Source organism: Saccharomonospora azurea NA-128, assembly GCF_000231055.2.
Classification (GTDB): Bacteria; Actinomycetota; Actinomycetes; order Mycobacteriales; family Pseudonocardiaceae; genus Saccharomonospora; species Saccharomonospora azurea.
In genome coordinates, this window is record NZ_CM001466.1 from 1914425 (window position 1) to 1934715 (window position 20291).

Below are 20291 nucleotides of genomic sequence, written 5' to 3' on the forward strand. Positions count from 1 at the left end.
CAACTCACCGTCGGTGCGGATCGCGGTGGGCACGGCGGCCGCCACGAGGCCGAAGTCGACGAGCGAGCCCGAGCGCAAGCCGCTGCGCGGCGCCGCCGCGGCGATCGCGCGCAACATGGACGCTTCGCTGACCGTCCCCACCGCCACCAGCGTGCGCGCGGTGCCCGCCAAGCTCATGGCGGACAACCGCATCGTCATCAACAACCACCTGAAGCGCACGCGCGGCGGCAAGATCTCCTACACCCATCTCATCGGGTACGCGATGATTCGCGCGCTGCACGACTTCCCGAACATGAACCGCCACTACGCGGTCGTGGACGGCAAGCCGCACGCCGTGACCCCCGAGCACGTCAACCTCGGCCTCGCCATCGACATGAAGGGCAAGGACGGGCAGCGCTCCCTCGTCGTGGCCTCCATCAAGAACTGCGAGAACATGACGTTCCTGCAGTTCTGGCAGGCCTACGAGGACATGGTCAAGAAGGCCAGGAACAACAAGCTCACCGCGGACGACTTCGCGGGCACCACGATCTCGCTGACCAACCCCGGCGGCATCGGCACCAACCACTCGGTGCCCCGCCTGCAGTCGGGCCAGGGCGCCATCATCGGCGTCGGTGCGATGCAGTACCCGGCCCACTTCGAGGGCACCAGCGAGCAGACCCTGGTCCAGCTCGGCGTCAGCAAGATCATGACGCTGACCTCGACCTACGACCACCGCATCATCCAGGGCGCCGAGTCCGGCGAGTTCCTCAAGCGCATCCACGAGCTGCTGCTCGGTGGCGACGGCTTCTACGACGACATCTTCACGTCGCTGCGGCTGCCGTACGAGCCGGTGCGCTGGGTCGAGGACCTTCCCGAGGGCGAGATCGACAAGACCGCCCGCGTGCTGGAGCTCATCGAGTCCTACCGGATGCGCGGCCACCTGATGGCCGACACCGACCCGCTGAACTACCGCCAGCGCAGGCACGAGGACCTCGACATCCTGTCTCACGGCCTCACCCTGTGGGACCTGGACCGCGAGTTCGCCGTCGGCGGCTTCGCCGGCAAGGAGCGCATGAAGCTGCGCGACGTCCTCGGCGTGCTGCGCGACTCCTACTGCCGCACGGTCGGCGTGGAGTACACGCACATCCTCGACCCGGACGAGCGCCGCTGGATCCAGGAGCGCGTCGAGGTTCCGCACGAGAAGCCCGAGCCGTCGGTGCAGAAGTACGTGCTGTCGAAGCTCAACGCGGCCGAGGCGTTCGAGACGTTCCTGCAGACGAAGTACGTGGGCCAGAAGCGGTTCTCGCTCGAGGGCGGCGAGACCGTGATCCCGCTGCTCGACACCGTGCTGGACAAGGCCGCCGAGCACCAGCTCGACGAGGTCGTCATCGGCATGCCCCACCGCGGCCGGCTGAACGTGCTGGCCAACATCGTGGGCAAGCCCATAGCACAAATCTTCCAGGAGTTCGAGGGCAACCTCGACCCCGGCCAGGCACACGGTTCCGGTGACGTGAAGTACCACCTCGGCGCCGAGGGCAAGTACTTCCGCATGTTCGGCGACGGCGAGACGAAGGTGTCGCTCACCGCGAACCCGTCGCACCTGGAGACCGTGGACCCGGTGCTGGAAGGCATCGTGCGCGCCAAGCAGGACCTGCTCGACAAGGGCGACCGCGAGACGGGCGGCTTCACCGTTCTGCCGGTGCTGCTGCACGGTGACGCCGCGTTCGCCGGGCAGGGCGTGGTGGCCGAGACGCTGAACCTCGCGCTCCTGCGCGGCTACCGCACGGGCGGCACCGTCCACGTCATCATCAACAACCAGGTCGGCTTCACCACCGCGCCCGAGCACTCCCGCTCGTCGCAGTACGCCACCGACGTGGCGAAGATGATCGGCGCGCCGATCTTCCACGTCAACGGCGACGACCCCGAGGCCGCGTACTGGGTCGCGCGACTGGCCGTCGACTACCGCCAGGCGTTCAACAAGGACGTCGTCATCGACATGATCTGCTACCGCAGGCGCGGTCACAACGAGGGTGACGACCCGTCGATGACGCAGCCCGGCATGTACGACATCATCGACGCCAAGCGCAGCGTCCGGAAGACTTACACCGAGGCGCTGATCGGCCGCGGCGACATCTCGATGGAGGAGGCCGAGGCCGCGCTGCGCGACTTCTCCAGCCAGTTGGAGCACGTGTTCAACGAGGTCAGGGAGCTGGAGAAGCACCCGATCGCCCCGAGCCCGTCCGTGGAGAAGCGCCAGCAGGTGCCCGCGCAGGTGCCGACGGCCGTCGACCGCGAGGTCATCGAACGCATCGGCGACGCGTTCGTCACGCTGCCCGAGAACTTCAATCCGCACCCGCGCGTCAAGCCGGTGCTGGAGCGACGCCACAAGATGTCCCGCGAGGGCAACATCGACTGGGCGTTCGGCGAGCTGCTCGCGTTCGGTTCGCTGGCGCTGGAAGGCAGGCTCGTCCGCCTGTCCGGCCAGGACTCCCGTCGCGGCACGTTCACGCAGCGTCACTCGGTGCTCATCGACCGCAAGACGGGCGAGGAGTACGCACCGCTGCAGCACCTGTCCGACGACCAGGGCCGCGTGATGATCTACGACTCGGCGCTGTCCGAGTACGCGGCCGTCGGCTTCGAGTACGGCTACTCGGTGGCCAACTCCGAGGCGCTGGTGATGTGGGAGGCGCAGTTCGGCGACTTCGTCAACGGCGCCCAGACCGTCATCGACGAGTACATCTCGTCCGGTGAGGCCAAGTGGGGTCAGCTCTCCGACGTCGTGCTCCTGCTGCCGCACGGCCACGAGGGCCAGGGGCCCGACCACACCTCCGGCCGCATCGAGCGGTTCCTCCAGCTGTGCGCGGAGCACTCGATGACGGTGGCGGTGCCGTCGACCCCGGCGAACTACTTCCACCTGCTGCGCAGGCACGCGCTGGACGGCGTGAACCGCCCGCTCATCGTCTTCACCCCGAAGTCGATGCTGCGCAACAAGGCCGCGACGTCGTCGCTGGACGACTTCACCGGCGACTCGAAGTTCCTGTCGGTCATCGGCGAGAACGAGGTCGACCCGGCCAAGGCCCGCAAGGTGCTGCTCACGTCGGGCAAGCTCTACTGGGAGCTGGTGGCCGAGCGCCGCAAGCGCGAGGCGAACGACGTCGCCATCGTGCGTGTCGAGCAGTACTACCCGCTGCCGAAGAAGAAGCTGGTCGCCGAGATGCAGCGCTACAACAAGAACGCCGAGATCGTCTGGGTGCAGGAGGAGCCGGAGAACCAGGGTGCCTGGCCGTTCTTCGGGCTGAACCTCCCGCGCAGGCTGCCCGAGGCGTTCCCGACCCTGCAGGTGGTGGCGCGCAGGCCGATGGCGGCGCCGTCGGCGGGCTCGTCCAAGGTCCACGAGGTCGAGCAGAAGGCGCTGATCGCCAAGGCGTTCGAGTAAGCCGAGAACTCACCGAGAACCCTGATGGCGGCGGTACCTCACGGTGCCGCCGCCATCGGCGTCTTCAGGGCCGGGTGCCCGCCTCGGTGTCCTCGGCGTCGCCGGCGTCGTCAGCTGGGCACGGTCACCTTCGCCTCGTCCGCGCGCGTGCCGCTGCCGACGGCCGGGCTCGCGGTGGCCGTGCTGCGGAAGCCCCGCAGGCGCAGGCTGTTGCTGACCACGAACACCGAGCTGAACGCCATCGCCGCCCCGGCGAGCATCGGGTTGAGCAGGCCCGCCGCCGCCAGCGGCAGCGCCGCGACGTTGTAGGCGAAGGCCCAGAACAGGTTGCCCTTGATGGTGGCCAGCGTGCGGCGCGAGAGCCGGATCGCGTCGGCGGCGACCCGGAGGTCACCGCGGACGAGGGTGATCTCGCTGGCCTCGATGGCGACGTCCGTGCCGGTGCCCATCGCTAGCCCGAGGTCGGCCTGGGCGAGCGCCGGGGCGTCGTTGACGCCGTCGCCGACCATGGCGACGACCCTGCCCTCGTCCTGCAGACGCCGGACGACGTCGACCTTGTCCTGGGGCAGCACGTCGGCGATCACGTCGTCGATGCCGACCTCCGAGGCGACCGCCCGGGCGACCGCCTCGTTGTCTCCGGTCAGCAGCACCGGCCGGAGTCCGAGGCCCTTGAGCTGCGCCACCGCCTGCGCCGACGTGGGCTTCACGGTGTCGGCCACCACCAGCACGCCCCTGGCCCGGCCGTCCCACCCCACGGCGACGGCGGTCCTGCCGAGTCGCTCGGCCTCGGCCTTCGCGGTCACGAGTTCCGCGGGCAGGGGTTGGCTCCACTCCTCCAGCAGCGCGACCCGCCCGACCAGCACGGCGTGTCCGTCCACGACGCCCTGGACTCCCAGGCCGTCGACGGCGGTGAAGCTCTCCGGCGTGGGGAGGGCGCCGACGCGCTCGGCCGCCTGCGCGGCGATGGCACGGGCGATGGGATGTTCGGAGGCGTGCTCCAGCGCCCCGGCGAGTCGCAGCACCTCGTCGACGTCCTCGCCCTCGGCCACGTGGACATCCACCAACGTCATCGCACCGGTCGTGACGGTGCCCGTCTTGTCCAGCACCACCGTGTCCACCCTGCGGGTCGACTCCAGCGCCTCCGGGCCCTTGATCAGGATGCCGAGCTGGGCGCCGCGTCCGGTGCCCACGAGCAGCGCCGTGGGCGTGGCAAGCCCGAGCGCGCACGGGCAGGCGATGATCAGCACGGCGACGGCGGCGGTGAACGCCGCCGACGTCGAGACGCCCGAGCCGAGCCAGAACGCGAGCGTGCCGACCGCCAGCGCGATCACGATCGGGACGAACACGCCGGAAATGCGGTCGGCGAGCCGTTGCACGGCCGCCTTGCCCGTCTGCGCGTCCTCGACCAGCTTGGCCATCTGCGCCAGCTGGGTGTCCGCTCCCACGCGCGTGGCCCGCACCACCAGACGGCCGCCGGAGTTCACCGTCGCGCCGACGACCGTGTCGCCGGGCCGCACCTCCACGGGCACGGACTCGCCGGTGAGCATGCTCGCGTCGACTGCGGAGGTGCCCTCCTCGACCACACCGTCGGTGGCGATCTTCTCCCCCGGCCGCACGACGAACCGGTCCCCCACGGCGAGCCGGTCCACCGGGATGCGCTGCTCGGTCCCGTCGCGGAGGACGGCGACCTCCTTCGCCCCGAGTTCCAGCAGCGAACGCAGCGCGGCACCGGCCCGTCGTTTCGACCGCGCCTCGAAGTAGCGGCCCGCGAGGATGAACGTCGTCACCCCCGCCGCGACCTCGAGGTAGATGTTGGCGTCCCCGCTCGTGCGCTCGATGGTCAGCTCGAACGGGTGCGTCATCCCGGGCACACCGGCGCTGCCGAACAGCAACGCGTACAGCGACCAGGCGAACGCGGCGATGGTGCCCATCGACACGAGGGTGTCCATCGTGGCAGCGCCGTGCCGCAGGTTGGTCCACGCGGCCCGGTGGAACGGCCAGGCCGCCCACGTCACCACCGGAGCCGCGAGCGTCAGGGAGATCCACTGCCAGTACTCGAACTGCCAGGCCGGCACCATCGCCAGCAACACCACGGGCACCGAGAGCACGGCCGCGCCGACGAGCCGTTGACGCAGCGAGCGGTGCGCGTCGTCGCTCTCGTCGGACCGCTCCCCACCGATGGTGTCGGCAGTGCCGGTGCCGTCGGCGGGCTCGGCCGGCCGGGGCAGCTCGGCGGTGTAGCCCGCGGCCTCCACCGTGCTGACAAGCTCGGCGGGATCCAGCTCCTCCGGGAAGGTCACCTTCGCCTTCTCCGTGGCGTAGTTCACCGTCGCCGTGACACCGTCGAGCTTGTTGAGCTTGCGCTCCACGCGGTTGGCACACGACGCGCACGTCATGCCGCCGATCGCGATTTCGAGGTCCCGGACGGGCCGGGCCTCGGTCGAGACGTCGGAACTCATGTCCACTCCTGAAGATCGACGCCGCGGTCAGTGACCGTGGCCGGTGTGCGGCGAGCCCGGCGCGCCCCCGGTGTCGGTGGTGTCGAGGGTGAACTCCGCCGTGCGGACGCTGTTTCCATGCCGGAAGTCGAGGAAGAGCCGGTAGGTGCCCGCCGACGGCACCTCGGCCGCGAACTCGATCCCGGGACCACCGGTGTCGCCGTGCCCGGCCGGGTGGACGTGCAGATAGGCGAGATCACCCGTGCGCAGCGCGACGAGGTGTCCGGACGCCCCGAGATAGGGCTGAAGGTCGGTGAGCGGGCGACCGTCCTTGCTGACGGTCGCGGTGAGCGTCGACGTCCTGCCCGGAACGAGTTCGCCGTCGAGCCGCACCTCGTAGCCGTCCACGCGGGCCACCCGCGAAAGTTCGTGGTGCACCGGCCGGAACTCACCGGGCACGGCCAGGTCCACGCCCAACGTCATCGGTTCCGCGCCGGCGGGTGTGAAGTCGGCGAACGCCCGGTAGCTTCCCGGATCGTCCACCGTGATCGGCACACTCCACGTGCCGTCGTCGGCCATCGTCGGGTGGAGGTGGTCGAAGTTGCTCGCGTCGCGCCGCACGAGGATCAGGTGCATGCGCTTCTCGTGCTCGACGTCGAACCGCGTCACCGTCTCGCCGCGCGGACCCGTGATCCGGAAGGTCAGCGCCTCCTCCACGCCCGGGGTGAGCGTCGTGTCGGCGGGGACGAGCGTGTATCCGCCCTTCGACGACGCGAGCCCCTCGGGCTGGTGTTGCGCCGCTCCCCCGACCGCGCCGCGGTGGACGCCGGTGTGCGCGGTGTCCTCCCCGCCGCGCACACCGGTCTCACCGGCGGAGGGACCGACAGCCTCGCCGACCACCCAGCCGCCCACGGCGACCAGGGCCAGCGACACGCCGTAGGCGGAGAGCCTGGCTGCTGTGTTCATGTCCTATCCCGTCCAGGTCGGTGCGCAAGGATCACGCGCTCAGGCTGTAGCCGGCCTCTTCCACGGCCTTGCGGACGTCGTCGACGGCGATCTCGCGGTCGCTGGTCACCGTCACCCTGCCCGTGGGCAGGTCCACCGCGACGTCCGTGACACCGGCGATCTCCTGCACTTCCTCGGTCACGGAACTGGCGCAGTGACCGCAGGTCATGCCGGTCACGGTGTAGGTCTGCTCGGCCATGTCGGGGTCCTTTCGGGTTTCGCTCGTGTCGTCGACAGGGATGACCACAAAGGGATCAGGAACGCACCAGGCGGGCGATGGCGTCACTGGCTTCCTTGACCTTCGCCTCGGCGGTCTCGCCGCCCTCGGCGACCGCCTGGGCGACGCAGTGCCGCAGATGCTCGTCGATGAGGCCGAGGGAGACCGCCTGCAACGCCTTCGTCGCCGCCGCGATCTGCGTCAGCACGTCGATGCAGTACTCGTCGTTCTCGACCATGCGCTGCAGTCCCCGGATCTGCCCTTCGACCCGGCGCAGCCGCTTCAGGTACGCGTCCTTGTCCTCGGTGTATCCCCGCATCGTTGCTCTCCTTCACCTCGCCGGCACCACGCTCTTCACGTTACCCCGTACCCGTATCTCTACGGACCGGCTGATCAGCGGCGAGCGATGTCGACGTATTCCTTTATACCCTAGGGGGGTAGGGCATTCAACTGACGTCACTCGAACGTGCACACGAGAAAGGGCCTGCCCACCCCGGCGTACCGGTGCGGACAGGCCCTCTCGCGGAAAAGCCGGTCAGTCCCTCATCACGGGGTGAGGGTCCAGCTGTTGAGGCGGCCGCTGTCGCCGTAGTAGACGTCGGTCACCCGCAGCTCCCAGGTTCCGTCGGCCGGCGAGCTCGACGCGTCGATCGTGTAGGTCTCCTTCACGTCGTCACGCGAGTCCCAACCGCTGTTCTTCAGACGGTGGGTCGTGCCGTCCGGGGCGACCAGGTCGATGCGCAGGTCACCGCGGTAGGTGTGCTCGATGTCCACCGAGACCGTGGTCGTGCCGGACGCGGCACGGTCGCAGCCGCTGACGGTCAGCGGGCTGGTCACGGTGCCGTAGTCGCGGATGTTCACGGCCGACGAGTTGGTCACCGGGTCGCAGTCGGTGGGCTCGGGGTCGGGGCCGGGCTCGTTGCCGCCCTCGCTACCGGTGTAGAGCAGCACGTTGGGCGAGCCGCTGCCCGGGTTGCCGACGACACCGCTCGTGCCGTTGTCCACGAGGTGGTCACGCACCTGCTGCGGCGAGGCCGACGGGTTGTCCGCCAGGTACAGCGCCGCCGCGCCCGCCACGTGCGGCGTGGCCATCGAGGTGCCGCTGATGGTGTTCTCGTCGGAGTCGCTGCCGATCCAGGCCGACGTGATGTTGCTGCCCGGCGCGAAGATGTCCACGCAGGTGCCGATGTTGGAGAAGCTCGACCGCGCGTCCGTGCTCGTGGTCGAGCCGACGGTGATGGCCTCCTGCGTCCGGGCCGGCGAGCTGTTGCACGCGTCGGCGCCGTAGTCGTTGCCCGCCGCCAGCGCGTACGTCACGCCCGCCGCGATCGAGCGGCGCACCGCGTCGTCCACGGCGGTGGACGCACCGCCACCGAGGCTCATGTTGGCCACGGCCGGGCCCGACGCGTTCTCGGTGACCCAGTCGATGCCGGCGATGACGCCGTCGTACGAGCCCGAGCCCGAGCAGTCGAGCACTCGGACACCGATCAGCTCGACGCCCTTGGCGACACCGTAGGAGCTGCCGCCGACCGTGCCCGCCACGTGGGTGCCGTGGCCGTTGCAGTCGTCGGCGTCGCTGTCGTTGTCGACGAAGTCGTAGCCGTGGCGAGCCCGACCGTCGAAGTCGTCGTGCGAGATCCGGATACCGGTGTCGATGATGTACGCCTCGACGTTCGACGCCGTGGTCGAGTAGCTGTACGTGTCGTCCAGTGGCAGGTTCCGCTGGTCGACGCGGTCGAGCCCCCAGGACGGCGGGTTCGTCTGGTCGTCCATCGTGTGGAAGACCCGGTTCTGCTCGACGTACGCGACGCGGGGGTCGGCCGCCGCACGTTTGGCCATGGTCTCGCTCATCGTCGCCGAAAAGCCGTTCAGCGCGTTGTCGTAGACGTGTTCCACGTCAGCGCTGTGCCGGTCGGCGACCTCGTCGACCGTCGTGCCGTCCTTCAGGACGACGATGTAGCTGTTGTCGATGGCACCCTCGGCGTCAACTCCCAGGATCGTGCCCTCCTGCGCCGCGGCGGCGGGGACGTTCGCCCCCAACGCGGTCAGGACGGCGACCCCGGCGCTGAGCCCGACACCGGCAAGCGTTCTGCCGTTGAACACTCTGTGACCTCGCACTGTTCCTCCTACACGTTCCGGTGAACGTTGGCGGAAAACGTAAGCGTGGAGACCGCTTCGCAGGTAGCTCTTGCCTCAGCCAGACAATCGAGGTAATCGGCTCAGTTCTGACGCCCCGGACACCGCGACAACCACCCTGTTGGTCCGACCCGAAAGTAGGAACGCTGTCCTACTTCGGACGCAGTCCATTCGTTCGGAACACCCCCTCCACTGTGACATGCCACACCTTCGGCAACCCAGTGGCACCGCTCAGCGTGGATATTCCTCCGCCGTCTAGGCTCACTGCCGTGGATCTCGGCGTGTTCGCGCGACAGCACCGGTCGGCCATCCGTCTTCTGGACGCGGGGTGGGTGCAGTTCGACGCTCTCGTCCGTGACACGGGACTGCCGCGCCGCTCGGTGGAGGACCTCCTCGCCGAACTCGCCGACGACGTGGAACGCGACGGCACCGCGCTCCGCCTGCGGCCGGGGACGGCGCAGGCGTGGCTCGATCACGTCGGTCGGCGGGCGAACCCGCCCCACGACCTCGCGGCCCGCATCGAGCGGCACCTCGCCGACGTTCCTCCACCGCTGCCCGCGCTGGACCACGTCCAGGCGACCCTCGACACCGTGGTGCGCCGCGCCCTCTGGCTCGACGAGCACTACGACCTCGGGCGCCTCAAACTCGTGTTCGTCGGCGACCACGACCTCACCTCGCTCGCGGTCCGGGAGTTGCGGGCCGACACCGACCTCGCCGTGGTGGACGTCGACGACCGCGTGCTCGAACACATCGACCGGCGCAGCGGCGGCACGATCCGCACCGTCCACGCGGACCTCCGGTTCGGACTGCCCCGCGCCGTGTCGGGCACGGCCGACCTCGTGTTCAGCGACCCGCCGTACACGCCGGAGGGCATGGCGCTCTTCGCCTCCCGGGCGGTCGAATGCCTGCGCGAACCGACCCACGGGCGGGTGCTGCTCGCCTACGGCTACAGCCGCCGCCATCCGACGCTCGGCCACCAGACCCAGAAGGCGCTGATCAACCTCGGCCTGACCTTCGAGGCGATCGTGCCGGGCTTCCACCGCTACCACGGTGCGCAGGCGGTGGGCAGCACCGCGGATCTCTACGTCTGCCATCCCACGCCCCGGGCTCGGAAGAAGACCAAGGGCGGCCAGGCGATCTACACCCACGGCCCCCGGTCCGTGGAAGCCGTGGGCACGGCCCCGAGCGAGGTGCGCTCGAAACTCGACGACCTCGCGAGCGCGGGCGGGAAGAAGGTCGTGTCGGCCGGTCCCGACTGGACGAAGCCGACCACGGCGGAGGAGGGGACGGCGGTGGCCGTCGACCTCACCGGCGATCCCGGTCCGTGGTTGGTGCGCGTACTACTGGGCGTGAACGCCGAGCGCGTGGCGGTGCTCGTTCCCAACGCCCACCCCGACCTCACCGACGCGCCCTCGCAGTCGGCACTGATCGAGCTCGTCGCGCCGAAGTACCGACTGCGACTGCTGCGCAGCACACCCGACAGCAAGCACGCCGTGGTGGTCGCGGACCGGACCGAAACCACCACGGCGGCGCACCGGGTGTGGACGCGTGCGCACGCGCGCCTCGGCAACGTCTGGCCGCAGGCCCCGGCCGATCTGGCGGACCTGCGGTTGATCGACCTCCCCCGCCACCGGATCGTCGACGTGCTCCGCCGGCTCACGGCGGAACACCCGACGGACCTTGAGGCGGAGAAGGCTCCGCGCGACTAGCTCGATCAGAACCTGCGGCTGGCCGGGACCGCGAGCAGGATCAGCGTCACGATCGCGAGCACGGCCGACAACCATCCGTTGTGCGCCTCCGACAGCACGAGCGCGACGATGTTGATCACGAGCCCGACACCGCACGCGGCGAAGAGCACCGGCGTCTTGCACTTCAGCGCCATCACGCCGCCCCAGATGTAGACACCGCCCACCAGGAGCGAGGCCAACCCCAGCAGCATGATGAGGGTGCCGAAGTCGGTGCCCGTGCCGAACGCGTCCTCGAGGTCGCCGACCACCGAACCGCCGAGGATCCACAGCAGACCACCGAGGAACTCGAACGCCGCCGTGACGAAACCGAGGACGGCCGCCGCGGTGAGCGTCCCCGGCCGCTCCGGACGCACCATGTGGATGTCGCCGGGCATCGGGCTGGCGGGCAGCGGACTCCCCGGCATCGGACCCGGCATGGGGCCTCCCTGCATGGGGCCTCCCTGCATGGGGCCTCCCTGCATGGGATCTGCCGGGGGAGGCATCGGCGGCATGCCTGGCTGGTTCTGCGAACCCTGCGGGTAGCCGGCACCGTGAGGGTCTACCGACATTGTTCTCCTCTCCGTCCACCAGCACGCCGTGCGCTGGGGACGCCGCAGCATAACCCGCCGATCCGACCGTCGATCCCACATCGGAAAATCAGCCGAAAACGGGCGGCCGACGCCCCTGTGCGGGAGTCGGCCGCCCGTGTGGACAGCGCACCGAGTCAGCGCACCGCCGTGGTCGCGACGCCGTCCGATTCGGCTGCCTTCGCCACCGCGGCGGCGACCTCCGGAGCCACCCGCTCGTCGAGCGGGCTCGGCACGATCCGGTCGACCGCCAGCGAGTCCGCCGCGACCGACACGATCGCGTCGGCGGCCGCGAGCTTCATGTTCTCCGTGATCGCCGTCGCGCCCGCGTCCAGCGCACCCTTGAACACGCCGGGGAAGGCCAGCACGTTGTTGATCTGGTTGGGGAAATCGCTGCGACCCGTGGCGACCACCGCCGCGTACCGGGCCGCGACCTCCGGGTGCACTTCCGGATCCGGGTTCGACAGCGCGAACACGATGGGATCGGGCGTCATCGTCGCGAGCAGTTCGCCGTCCACGCTGGAGCTGGACAGCCCGATGAAGGCGTCCGCACCCTTCATCGCCTCCGCGATGCCGCCACGCAGGCCCTCGGCGTTCGTGATCTCGGCGAGCTCGGCCTTGATCGGGTTGAGGTGGTCGCGGCCGCTGTGCAGGATGCCCTTCGAGTCCAGGACGGTGACGTCCCCCACGCCCGCGGCACGCAGGATCTTGGCGCAGGCGACGCCCGCCGCACCGGCACCGGAGATGACCACCCGCTGGTTCGCCACGTCGCGGTCGAGCACGCGGTTGGCGCCTCGCAGAGCGGCCAGCACGACGATCGCCGTGCCGTGCTGGTCGTCGTGCATGACCGGGCAGTCGAGCGCCTCGATGAGCCTGGCCTCCAGCTCGAAGCAGCGCGGCGCCGAGACGTCTTCGAGGTTGACCGCCCCGAACGACGGCCGCAGCCGCACGAGCGTCTCGACGATCTCGTCGACGTCGGTGGTCTCGAGCACCAGAGGGATGGAGTCGAGGCCGGCGAACGTCTTGAAGAGCACCGACTTGCCTTCCATCACCGGCAGCGACGCCCTCGCTCCGATGTCCCCGAGGCCGAGTACCGCCGTGCCGTCGCTCACCACGGCGACGAGGCGGTCCGCCCACGTGTAGCGGGCGGCCAACGCGGGGTCGTCGGCGATGGCGCGGCTGACCTTCGCCACACCGGGGGTGTAGGCGATGGAGAGGTCACGCGCCTCGCCGATGGGGCGGGTGGCGGCCACCGAGAGCTTTCCGCGCTCGTGACCGTGGAAGATGTCTTCGTCGCTCACCTGAGCCTGGGACACAACAATCTCCATGACTGGAAGACGGGGACGCAGTGGACACTGGACATCCCCGGTGATGTGGGTTCCTCCACACGGCGAGACGGCGCGGTAGCGCACTCGCCGCCGAGGCGTCCGTCGAAGCCCGTGGTGAGGTGGGTCGGATGACACCGTGGCCGCGGACGCAGCGGTTCGCCCAGTGTGCCAGTACCGATGCGCACCGAGTCGCCGGGTGCGGTTGAGATCACAGAAGAGACCACTCTTTCAGCTGGTCAGAGCAGCAATAGCAAGACGTCCGTTCGGCTTGTATAGCCCGCCCCTGTCGATCACCCGGCGCGCTCTAAGCTGGCGCGCATGGACGTGCGCGAACTGTCCGTGAGGGACTCCTACGAGTTCGTACCTCGGATCTTCCCGGACCAGCGGGGCTTCTTCTCCGCTCCTTACCAGGAGTCGGCGTTCGTCGAAGCCGTCGGTCACCGGCTGTCCGTCGCGCAGACCAACAACACCGTGTCGCGCCGCGGCACGGTCCGCGGGATCCACTTCAAGGACACCCCGCCCGGCCAGGGCAAGTACGTCTACTGCGCCCGCGGAGCACTGCTCGACATCGTGGTCGACATCCGCGTCGGCTCCCCCACCTTCGGGCAGTGGGACGCCGTGCGCCTCGACGACACGAGTCTGCGGTGCGTCTACCTCGCCGAGGGGCTCGGTCACGCGGTCATGGCCCTCGAGGACGACACCGTCATGACCTACCTGTGCTCCACGGGATACGAACCGGCGACCGAGCACGGCATCAACCCACTCGACCCGGAGCTCGGCCTGCCCTGGCCGTCGGACGTCGAGCCGGTGCTGTCGGACAAGGACGCCGCCGCTCCGACGCTCGCGCAGTCCCTCGACACCGGCCTGCTCCCCCGCTACGACGACTGCGTCGCCCACTACGAGCGGTTGCGCAAGGCGGAGAACTGACCGCCCTTTCGGACCGTCACTCACCGCATCACTCACACCACGTTTCGTGACGTCGGTCCGCCGGGCGCGATTTTCACCCGAACGAGCAAGTTCTGCGAGGTCGAGGGACGAGTCGACCAGTCCCTGACCCGCAGTAGGACGGCTATATTGCAGGCGTGCCCGAGCACCACCTGTTCCTCCTCCACCATGCCCTGACCGAGTGGTCCGCGGTCGGGCGTTTCACGGGCAGAGGCGATCCGCCCCTGACCGCCGTCGGGGAGCGGCAGGCCCACGCGGCCGGGCGCACCTACGCCCTGATGTCGGACGACGTCCCGGCGCTCGTGCTCAGCAGCCCTCGCCGGGCCACTCTCCGGACCGCCGAACTCGCCGGGCTCACGGTGTCCGACACCACCGACGAACTGATGGAGTGGGACTACGGGGCGTACGAGGGCAGGACCCCCGACGAGGTCCAGGGCCACACGGAAGGCTGGGCGGTGTGGTCGCACCCGGTGCCGGGCGGAGAGACCGTCGACCACGTCGAGCACCGGGCCGACACCCTGCTCGACCGAGTGCGACGCGAGCTCGACCGGCATCCCGTCGCGCTGGTCGTACCGGGCGACTTCGGCCGTGTGCTGATCGCCCGGTGGCTCGAACTGCCCACCACGGCGGGCAGGCGGTTCGGCCTCGACGCGGCCAGCCTCACGGTGCTCGGCCGCGCGAACGACGAACCGCGACTGCTGCACCTCAACCTGCCCCCGTCGTGACCATCCCCGCACACCGCACACCGAGAAGGAATCCCGTGGAAAGCCGTATCCGCCGCGTCCGCGAATCGGACGTCGACACCGTCGTGGCGCTCGTCCACGACCTCGCCGAGTACGAGAAGGCCCCGCACGAGTGCCACCTCACCTCCGACCAGCTGCACCGCGCGCTGTTCGGTGAGGACCCCGCCCTGTACGGGCACGTCGCGGAGGTCGACGGCGAGGTCGTCGGCTTCACCCTGTGGTTCCTCAACTTCTCCACCTGGCGCGGCGTGCACGGCATCTACCTGGAGGACCTCTACGTCCGCCCGGAGATGCGCGGCCGGGGCCTCGGCAAGGAGCTGCTGGCGACGCTCGCCAAGGAGTGCGTCGACCGCGGCTACGCCCGGCTGGAGTGGTGGGTGCTGAACTGGAACCCGGCGACCGAGTTCTACAAGTCCCTCGGCGCACAGCCCATGGACGAGTGGACCGTCTACCGGCTCACCGATCAACCCCTGACGGCACTCGCGTCGGAGGCCCCCGGCGTCGCGGACTGAGCCGCTCCGGGCGTGTCGGGCCGCACGTGCACGGCCCGCCCGTCCTGGTACACGGCCAGCACGCGTTCTCCCAGGTCGGCTGACCCCGCTGAGCAGCATTCACACGGCGGGGTTCGCGGTGTCCCTCGGAGTTCCCACGGAGGCGGTGGCCGAGCAGCTCACCACTATCGACCAGATCGACAGCTTCGCCGCCGGCATCGGCTGGTGCAACGGCGTCGGTCCGATCCGAGCGGCGTCACCGGAAGGCGTGTTCGCGACGCTGGAGCGCATCCGCGCGCTGCCCGGCGTCAAGGCCGTGGAGTCCTGGGCGCACCTGCACGCCGTGAAGGAGGAACACGACCGACCCACGTTGAACGCCCCCTGACACCGTGTCCGCGCCTCCCGCACGCGTGTCCGCACTTACCGCCCGCGTGTCCGCGCCTTCCGCACGCGTGTCCGCAGTTCGCGCACGCCACGCGCGGGTGCGGGCGGTCACTCGCCGTGCTGCTCGCGTTCGGCGGCCCGCCCCGCCGCGCCGCCTCGGCGTGCGGCGTCCTCCTCGCTCTCGTCCGGCCGCTGCCCCAGCACCCAGGCACGCGACGGCTCCTGGAACAGCATGACCACGACGACGGCACCGATGATCATCACCGGAACGCCGAAGCCCGGCTGGTTCGACGGCCCTGTGGCGTACCACCCCATGCCGATGACGACGAGGTTGACGACCAGCGACGGCGAACGCGCCCACGTCTTGCCGAGCAGGAGCGCCGCCGCACACACCAGGACACCGGCCGCCAGGACGACGTAGTACGCGATCTCGGCCGCGACGTTGCCGCCCGTCATCGCGGGCTCGTCGCCCGCGTTCAGAGCCAGCAGCACGCCGAAGGCGAGGAGCGCGAGCCCGGGTAGGGCGGTCAGCGCTCCGGCGATGCGGACCTGACGCGGTGCTGGAGAGACGAGGTCGCTGATCGGCACGGGATGCTGCCTTTCTGAGCGCGCAGACAGAGGCGACACGGTGTAGGTGACCCTGCGTGAACGCCTCCGATGGTATGCCACCCGGTCGGCCGTTTTACTCGGCGGCGCGGCGGGCAATGATTCAGGTGTCGTCGATGAGCGGGCGGTCGTGCCCGGGGTGCACTCGTCACGGCGCTGTCGGTGTCAACGAAGGACTCGGCGGGAGGCAACTGGCGGAAGTGAACGAGTAAGCAGGTCCGGCGGTAGCCGAGGGCAGGCATGCCAACGCAGTGACGAGTTTCGCACTGGTAGTTCCGTCGCGAAGTCACCGCAAACCGCGTCGACTCACCTACGCTGCGCCTGGTGCGCGCTGTACTCGTCGTCAACCCTCAGGCCACCGCCACCACACCTGCTGGTCGCGACGTGCTCGCGCACGCGCTGGCCAGTCAGGTGAAGCTCGACGTGGTCGAGACCGACTACCGCGGGCACGCCATGACGGTCGCGCGCGCCGCCGCGGCGGACGACATCGACCTGGTGGTCGCCCACGGCGGTGACGGCACTGTCAACGAGGTCGTGAACGGCCTCCTCGCGGTGTCGGGCGGCAGGCCCGGCTCCTTCGACGCCGTGCCGATGCTGGGCGTGGTGCCGGGTGGGTCCGCGAACGTGTTCGCGCGTGCCCTCGGTCTTCCGCGTGACCCCGTCGAGGCGACACACCATCTGCTGAATGCTCTGCGGGAGCGGCGGAGCAGGCAGGTGGGGCTCGGCCGTGCCGACGGACGGTGGTTCACGTTCAACGCCGGAGTGGGTTGGGACGCCGACGTGGTCGCGGCGGTGGATCAACGGCGCGGCAAGCGGACGAGCCCGTCGCTGTATCTGCGGACCGCGGTGCGGTGTTATCTGCGGCCGCCGCAGGGCCATCCAGAGCTGACGGTGCAGGTCCCGGGCAAGGAACCGGCAACGGTGCGCACGGCGTTCGTGTCCAACACGGACCCGTGGAGTTATCTCGGCCCTCGGCCCGTGCACCTGAACAACGGCTGCTCGTTCGACACCGGACTCGGTTTGTTCGCTCTCACCGGGCTCGGGCTGCCGACCGTGTTGCGACACGTCCGGCAAGCGCTGCGCAAGCGCGGGGAGCACCGCGGGCGACGTCTGATTCGTCACGACGACCTGTCGTTGGTCGGCATCACTGCGCGATCACCGGTAAACTTGCAGGTCGACGGAGATCTGGTGGGTCAACGCACTCACGTGGAGTTCGTCAGTGTGCCTCGGGCGCTCACGGTTGCGGTGTGAGTCACCGTGATCGGCGAGCTACAGCGACGTGATCGCTCGCGGCAAAGTCCTTGTTGCCACTCGGCGACGGGAACGGTCCGTTCACCGCACCGGTTTTCCGTCACAGCGGCGACGAATGGACAAAGCCGCAGGTCAGACACGTAGCTGAGCCGGGTGAGCTGACTCACCGATCGCTGCAAAACACTTGTCGAACCCGAGGGTTCGTGAAACCATTCACAAGCACCCCAAAAACGACCGCCATGACGACTGTGGCGCGGCACACCCGCGCCCGAATAAGGAGCTCGTAGAAATGGACTGGCGCCACCGCGCGGCCTGCCGAGACGAAGACCCGGAACTGTTCTTCCCCGTGGGCACCAGCGGTCCCGCTCTGTCTCAGATCACTGCGGCGAAGGCTGTGTGCCACCGCTGCACCGTGGCCTCCGACTGCCTGGCCTGGGCTCTGGCCAGCGGTCAGGACGCCGGCGTCTGGGGCGGTATGAGCGAGGACGAGCGGCGTGCGCTGAAGCGTCGTCGCGCGCAGATCGGCACGCGTAGCAGCTTCTGAGCGAAACCGCGTTTTCCTTTTGCCGAACGACCGCGGCAAAAGATTCGAGGGCCGGCATCCGTTTCGGGTGCCGGCCCTCGAACGCGCTTACCTAAAATCGCAACGGTTTCCCGATCTCGGACATCTGCGACAGAAGCCCGGGATCGGTCCGATTGCGGCTTCGGCGACCTCACGTACGCCGGCTGAGCGGAATGCGGATCGCCGCTTCGGTTCCCGTCGTTTTCACCCCGTCCTCGCCCATCGGCGCCCCGCCCGCCGTGGTGTCGTCCTCGCGGATTCCCCGTAGCGACAACGAACCGCGCAGCTCGGATTCGACGAGCGTGCGCGCGATCTGCAACCCGAGGCCGTTGGCGCGCTCCAGCGAGAAGCCCGCGGGCAGCCCCTTGCCGTCGTCGCGGACCAGGACGTCCAGCCAGCGCGCGGAGCGCTCGACCACGATCTCGACGCGTCCGTTGCGGCCGGCGGAGAACGCGTGGCCCACGGCGTTCTGCACGAGTTCGGCCACCACCATCACGAGCGGTGTGGCGAGCTCGGCGGCCACGATCCCGAACGAACCGGTGCGGCTGACGCGCACGTGCGATTCGGCCGTGGCGACCTCGCCCACCATCGGCAGCACCTTGTCGAAGAGCGTGTCGAGATCGACTTTCTCGTCCACCGACATCGACAACGCCTCGTGCACCATCGCGATGGACGACACGCGACGCACCGACTCGGTCAGTGCCTGCTGGGCTTCGTCCGAGTGCGTCCGCCGCGACTGCAGCCGCAGCAGCGCGGCGACCGTCTGAAGGTTGTTCTTGACCCGGTGGTGGATCTCGCGGATGGTCGCGTCCTTCGACATCAGCGCCCGATCGCGGCGCTTGACCTCGGTGACGTCCCGCACGAGCACGAGCGCGCCGGCCGCGCGGCCCGCCGGGCGCAGTGGCAGCGCGCGGAAGAGCACCACCGCACCGCGCCGCGACTCGACCTCGGTGCGGGTGCCGGGCTTGCCGTCGATCGCGTCGCGGATGCGGTGGGCCACGTCGGTGGCGTCGAACGGATCACGCACCAGAGATCGCGTCAGCGGGACGAGCCGGGCGCCGACGAGGTCCGACTCGTAGCCCATCCGGTGGTACGCCGACTGCCCGTTGGGACTCGCGAACACCACGGTGCCGCCCTGGTCGACGCGGACCAGGCCGTCCCCCACTCTCGGGCTGGTGTGCACGTCGGTCGCGGCTCCCGGGCTGGGGAACGTGCCGTCGGCGATCATCTGGCAGAGGTCCGCCGCACTGCCGAGGTACGCGATCTCCAGGGGACTCGGCACCCTCGGCGTCGCGAGGTTCGTCTCCCGCGACAAGACGGCGATCACGGAATCCCCGAGGCGCACCGGGATCGCTTCGCGACGCATCGGGAGGTCGCGGTACCAGTGCGGTTCCTCCTCCCGGCAGATCCGCCCCTCCCGCATGGCCCGGATCAACTGCGGGTGCTCCTCGTTCGTGAACCGCGCGCCGACGACGTCCTCCGGATGCGCGGTCGGTGCGGTCGTCGGGCGCACCTGGGACACGCAGACGAACGCGTCCGCACCTTCCTCGACCGGGACCCACATCAGGAAGTCCGCGAACGACAGGTCGGCGAGGAGTTGCCACTCGGCCACCACGAGTTGCAGATGGTCGACGGACTCGCCGGGGAGCCCTGTGTGGTCGGCGAGCAGCTCAGCAAGGGTGGACATGCCTCTCCCGAAGTACGTCGGCGGCGAAGGGGGTGACAAGGCCGGAGCACCCCTCATGACACACTAAACGCGACGTCTGCAGGCAAGGAGTGATCAATGTCGAAGCGAGCTCGCAAGCGGCGCGACCGCAAGAAGAACAGCGCCAACCACGGCAAGAAGCCGAACTCCTGACGAGTGCGCACTGCCCGGCGCGGGGCCACGTGAGCCGACTCACCGGCTCCGGCGCCGGGCGCACCTCCGCCTCAGCCCGCGATGGACGCCACGGTGGCTCCGGTGAGCGACACCAGGTCGTCGGGGGCGAGTTCGATTTCCAGGCCCCGCCGGCCCCCCGAGCAGAACACGGTGTCGAAACGCCGTACCGACTCGTCCACCACCACGGGCAGGCGGGTGCGTTGACCGAGCGGCGAGATGCCGCCGAGAACGTAACCGGTCGCGCGCGTGGCGGCATCGGCGTCGGCCATCTTCGCCTTCTTGCCGCCGACCGCCGAGGCGAGCGCCTTGAGATTCAGCTGGCCGGTGACGGGCACCACTCCCACTGTGAGCTTGCCGTCCACCTCCGCCACCAACGTTTTGAATACGCGCTCCTCGGCAATTCCGAGAGCGGCCGCCGCCTCCGAACCGTACGACGACTCCCCTGGGTCGTGCTCGTAGGTGTGGACGGCGTGCGGGACCTTGCGCTTGGTCAGCAACGCAGTCGCGGGTGTTCCCTTTCCAGCCACAGCGCTGGATCGTAGCGGAATAGAACAGCTCCGGCCGGACGTTGCACGGA

At 69.5% G+C, this 20291-nt stretch carries 19 protein-coding genes; 9 read left to right on the forward strand and 10 right to left on the reverse strand.

From position 1 onward, the window contains the following. A partial coding sequence (locus SACAZDRAFT_RS08640; RefSeq protein WP_005440649.1) for a multifunctional oxoglutarate decarboxylase/oxoglutarate dehydrogenase thiamine pyrophosphate-binding subunit/dihydrolipoyllysine-residue succinyltransferase subunit occupies positions 1 to 3415 on the forward strand: 3415 nt, incomplete at its 5' end. 110 nt (positions 3416 to 3525) lie between these two features. Here SACAZDRAFT_RS08640 and SACAZDRAFT_RS08645 read toward each other — a convergent pair. From SACAZDRAFT_RS08645 to SACAZDRAFT_RS08665, 5 genes are all read right to left on the reverse strand, one after another. Then, the gene (locus SACAZDRAFT_RS08645) at positions 3526 to 5874 is read right to left on the reverse strand and encodes a heavy metal translocating P-type ATPase (protein WP_005440651.1); all 2349 of its coding nucleotides are present in this window, start codon (positions 5872 to 5874) and stop codon (positions 3526 to 3528) included. A 27-nt stretch (positions 5875 to 5901) separates the two neighbouring features. After that, a complete protein-coding gene (locus SACAZDRAFT_RS08650) occupies positions 5902 to 6819 on the reverse strand; it encodes a hypothetical protein (RefSeq protein WP_005440653.1) in 918 nt (305 codons plus the stop codon). A gap of 31 nt (positions 6820 to 6850) precedes the next feature. Continuing rightward, a complete protein-coding gene (locus tag SACAZDRAFT_RS08655) occupies positions 6851 to 7057 on the reverse strand; it encodes a heavy-metal-associated domain-containing protein (protein ID WP_005440655.1) in 207 nt (68 codons plus the stop codon). A gap of 55 nt (positions 7058 to 7112) precedes the next feature. Further along, positions 7113 to 7394, reverse strand: a complete 282-nt coding sequence (locus SACAZDRAFT_RS08660) for a metal-sensitive transcriptional regulator (RefSeq protein ID WP_005440657.1) — start codon at positions 7392 to 7394, stop codon at positions 7113 to 7115. A 227-nt stretch (positions 7395 to 7621) separates the two neighbouring features. Beyond that, a complete protein-coding gene (locus SACAZDRAFT_RS08665; RefSeq protein WP_005440658.1) occupies positions 7622 to 9193 on the reverse strand; it encodes a S8 family peptidase in 1572 nt (523 codons plus the stop codon). Between the two features lie 287 nt (positions 9194 to 9480). On the opposite strand from SACAZDRAFT_RS08665, the gene SACAZDRAFT_RS08670 reads away from it, so the two are divergent. Beyond that, entirely contained in the window at positions 9481 to 10920 is a 1440-nt protein-coding gene (locus SACAZDRAFT_RS08670) for a bis-aminopropyl spermidine synthase family protein (protein WP_005440660.1), read from the forward strand. Between the two features lie 5 nt (positions 10921 to 10925). Here SACAZDRAFT_RS08670 and SACAZDRAFT_RS08675 read toward each other — a convergent pair whose 3' ends face one another. Both SACAZDRAFT_RS08675 and SACAZDRAFT_RS08680 read right to left on the reverse strand, forming a co-directional pair. After that, complete coding sequence (locus tag SACAZDRAFT_RS08675; protein ID WP_232286391.1) at positions 10926 to 11375, reverse strand: hypothetical protein; 450 nt, start codon at positions 11373 to 11375, stop codon at positions 10926 to 10928. Positions 11376 to 11662: 287 nt separating this feature from the next. After that, positions 11663 to 12853: an NAD(P)-dependent malic enzyme gene (locus SACAZDRAFT_RS08680; RefSeq protein ID WP_176662470.1), complete on the reverse strand. Its 1191-nt coding sequence runs from the start codon at positions 12851 to 12853 to the stop codon at positions 11663 to 11665. A gap of 318 nt (positions 12854 to 13171) precedes the next feature. Between SACAZDRAFT_RS08680 and SACAZDRAFT_RS08685 the strand changes: the two genes are divergently transcribed. From SACAZDRAFT_RS08685 to SACAZDRAFT_RS08700, 4 genes are all read left to right on the forward strand, one after another. Beyond that, on the forward strand, positions 13172 to 13780 hold the full coding sequence (locus SACAZDRAFT_RS08685) for a dTDP-4-dehydrorhamnose 3,5-epimerase family protein (RefSeq protein ID WP_005440666.1): 609 nt from the start codon (positions 13172 to 13174) through the stop codon (positions 13778 to 13780). A gap of 155 nt (positions 13781 to 13935) precedes the next feature. After that, a complete protein-coding gene (locus tag SACAZDRAFT_RS08690) occupies positions 13936 to 14523 on the forward strand; it encodes a histidine phosphatase family protein (RefSeq protein ID WP_005440668.1) in 588 nt (195 codons plus the stop codon). Between the two features lie 35 nt (positions 14524 to 14558). Next, complete coding sequence (locus SACAZDRAFT_RS08695) at positions 14559 to 15053, forward strand: GNAT family N-acetyltransferase (RefSeq protein WP_005440670.1); 495 nt, start codon at positions 14559 to 14561, stop codon at positions 15051 to 15053. Between the two features lie 118 nt (positions 15054 to 15171). Further along, positions 15172 to 15417: a hypothetical protein gene (locus tag SACAZDRAFT_RS08700; protein WP_040927717.1), complete on the forward strand. Its 246-nt coding sequence runs from the start codon at positions 15172 to 15174 to the stop codon at positions 15415 to 15417. Positions 15418 to 15524: 107 nt separating this feature from the next. Here the strand turns inward: SACAZDRAFT_RS08700 and SACAZDRAFT_RS08705 are convergent, their stop codons facing one another. Continuing rightward, complete coding sequence (locus SACAZDRAFT_RS08705; RefSeq protein ID WP_005440671.1) at positions 15525 to 16004, reverse strand: hypothetical protein; 480 nt, start codon at positions 16002 to 16004, stop codon at positions 15525 to 15527. A 342-nt stretch (positions 16005 to 16346) separates the two neighbouring features. On the opposite strand from SACAZDRAFT_RS08705, the gene SACAZDRAFT_RS08710 reads away from it, so the two are divergent. Together SACAZDRAFT_RS08710 and SACAZDRAFT_RS08715 are read left to right on the forward strand one after the other, a co-directional pair. Then, complete coding sequence (locus SACAZDRAFT_RS08710) at positions 16347 to 17273, forward strand: diacylglycerol/lipid kinase family protein (protein ID WP_005440672.1); 927 nt, start codon at positions 16347 to 16349, stop codon at positions 17271 to 17273. 289 nt (positions 17274 to 17562) lie between these two features. Continuing rightward, positions 17563 to 17817, forward strand: a complete 255-nt coding sequence (locus tag SACAZDRAFT_RS08715; protein ID WP_005440673.1) for a WhiB family transcriptional regulator — start codon at positions 17563 to 17565, stop codon at positions 17815 to 17817. A gap of 169 nt (positions 17818 to 17986) precedes the next feature. On the opposite strand, the gene SACAZDRAFT_RS08720 is transcribed toward SACAZDRAFT_RS08715, so the two are convergent. Beyond that, positions 17987 to 19522: a sensor histidine kinase gene (locus SACAZDRAFT_RS08720; RefSeq protein WP_005440675.1), complete on the reverse strand. Its 1536-nt coding sequence runs from the start codon at positions 19520 to 19522 to the stop codon at positions 17987 to 17989. Positions 19523 to 19618: 96 nt separating this feature from the next. Between SACAZDRAFT_RS08720 and SACAZDRAFT_RS24155 the strand changes: the two genes are divergently transcribed. Beyond that, complete coding sequence (locus tag SACAZDRAFT_RS24155; protein WP_005466056.1) at positions 19619 to 19693, forward strand: 50S ribosomal protein bL37; 75 nt, start codon at positions 19619 to 19621, stop codon at positions 19691 to 19693. 71 nt (positions 19694 to 19764) lie between these two features. Here SACAZDRAFT_RS24155 and ybaK read toward each other — a convergent pair whose 3' ends face one another. Next, positions 19765 to 20241, reverse strand: coding sequence for a Cys-tRNA(Pro) deacylase (ybaK, locus tag SACAZDRAFT_RS08725; protein WP_005440687.1), 477 nt, complete (start codon positions 20239 to 20241; stop codon positions 19765 to 19767). Positions 20242 to 20291 lie beyond the last annotated feature (50 nt).

Bases quoted from the DNA above. Each gene is read 5' to 3' on its own strand.
- SACAZDRAFT_RS08720 (WP_005440675.1), bottom strand. From the start codon at position 19,522: ATGTCCACCCTTGCTGAGCTGCTCGCCGACCACACAGGGCTCCCCGGC.
- SACAZDRAFT_RS08645 (WP_005440651.1), bottom strand. From the start codon at position 5,874: ATGAGTTCCGACGTCTCGACCGAGGCCCGGCCCGTCCGGGACCTCGAA.
- SACAZDRAFT_RS08715 (WP_005440673.1), top strand. From the start codon at position 17,563: ATGGACTGGCGCCACCGCGCGGCCTGCCGAGACGAAGACCCGGAACTG.
- SACAZDRAFT_RS08655 (WP_005440655.1), bottom strand. From the start codon at position 7,057: ATGGCCGAGCAGACCTACACCGTGACCGGCATGACCTGCGGTCACTGC.
- SACAZDRAFT_RS08660 (WP_005440657.1), bottom strand. From the start codon at position 7,394: ATGCGGGGATACACCGAGGACAAGGACGCGTACCTGAAGCGGCTGCGC.
- SACAZDRAFT_RS08650 (WP_005440653.1), bottom strand. From the start codon at position 6,819: ATGAACACAGCAGCCAGGCTCTCCGCCTACGGCGTGTCGCTGGCCCTG.
- SACAZDRAFT_RS08680 (WP_176662470.1), bottom strand. From the start codon at position 12,853: ATGGAGATTGTTGTGTCCCAGGCTCAGGTGAGCGACGAAGACATCTTC.
- SACAZDRAFT_RS08675 (WP_232286391.1), bottom strand. From the start codon at position 11,375: ATGCCGGGTCCGATGCCGGGGAGTCCGCTGCCCGCCAGCCCGATGCCC.
- SACAZDRAFT_RS08685 (WP_005440666.1), top strand. From the start codon at position 13,172: ATGGACGTGCGCGAACTGTCCGTGAGGGACTCCTACGAGTTCGTACCT.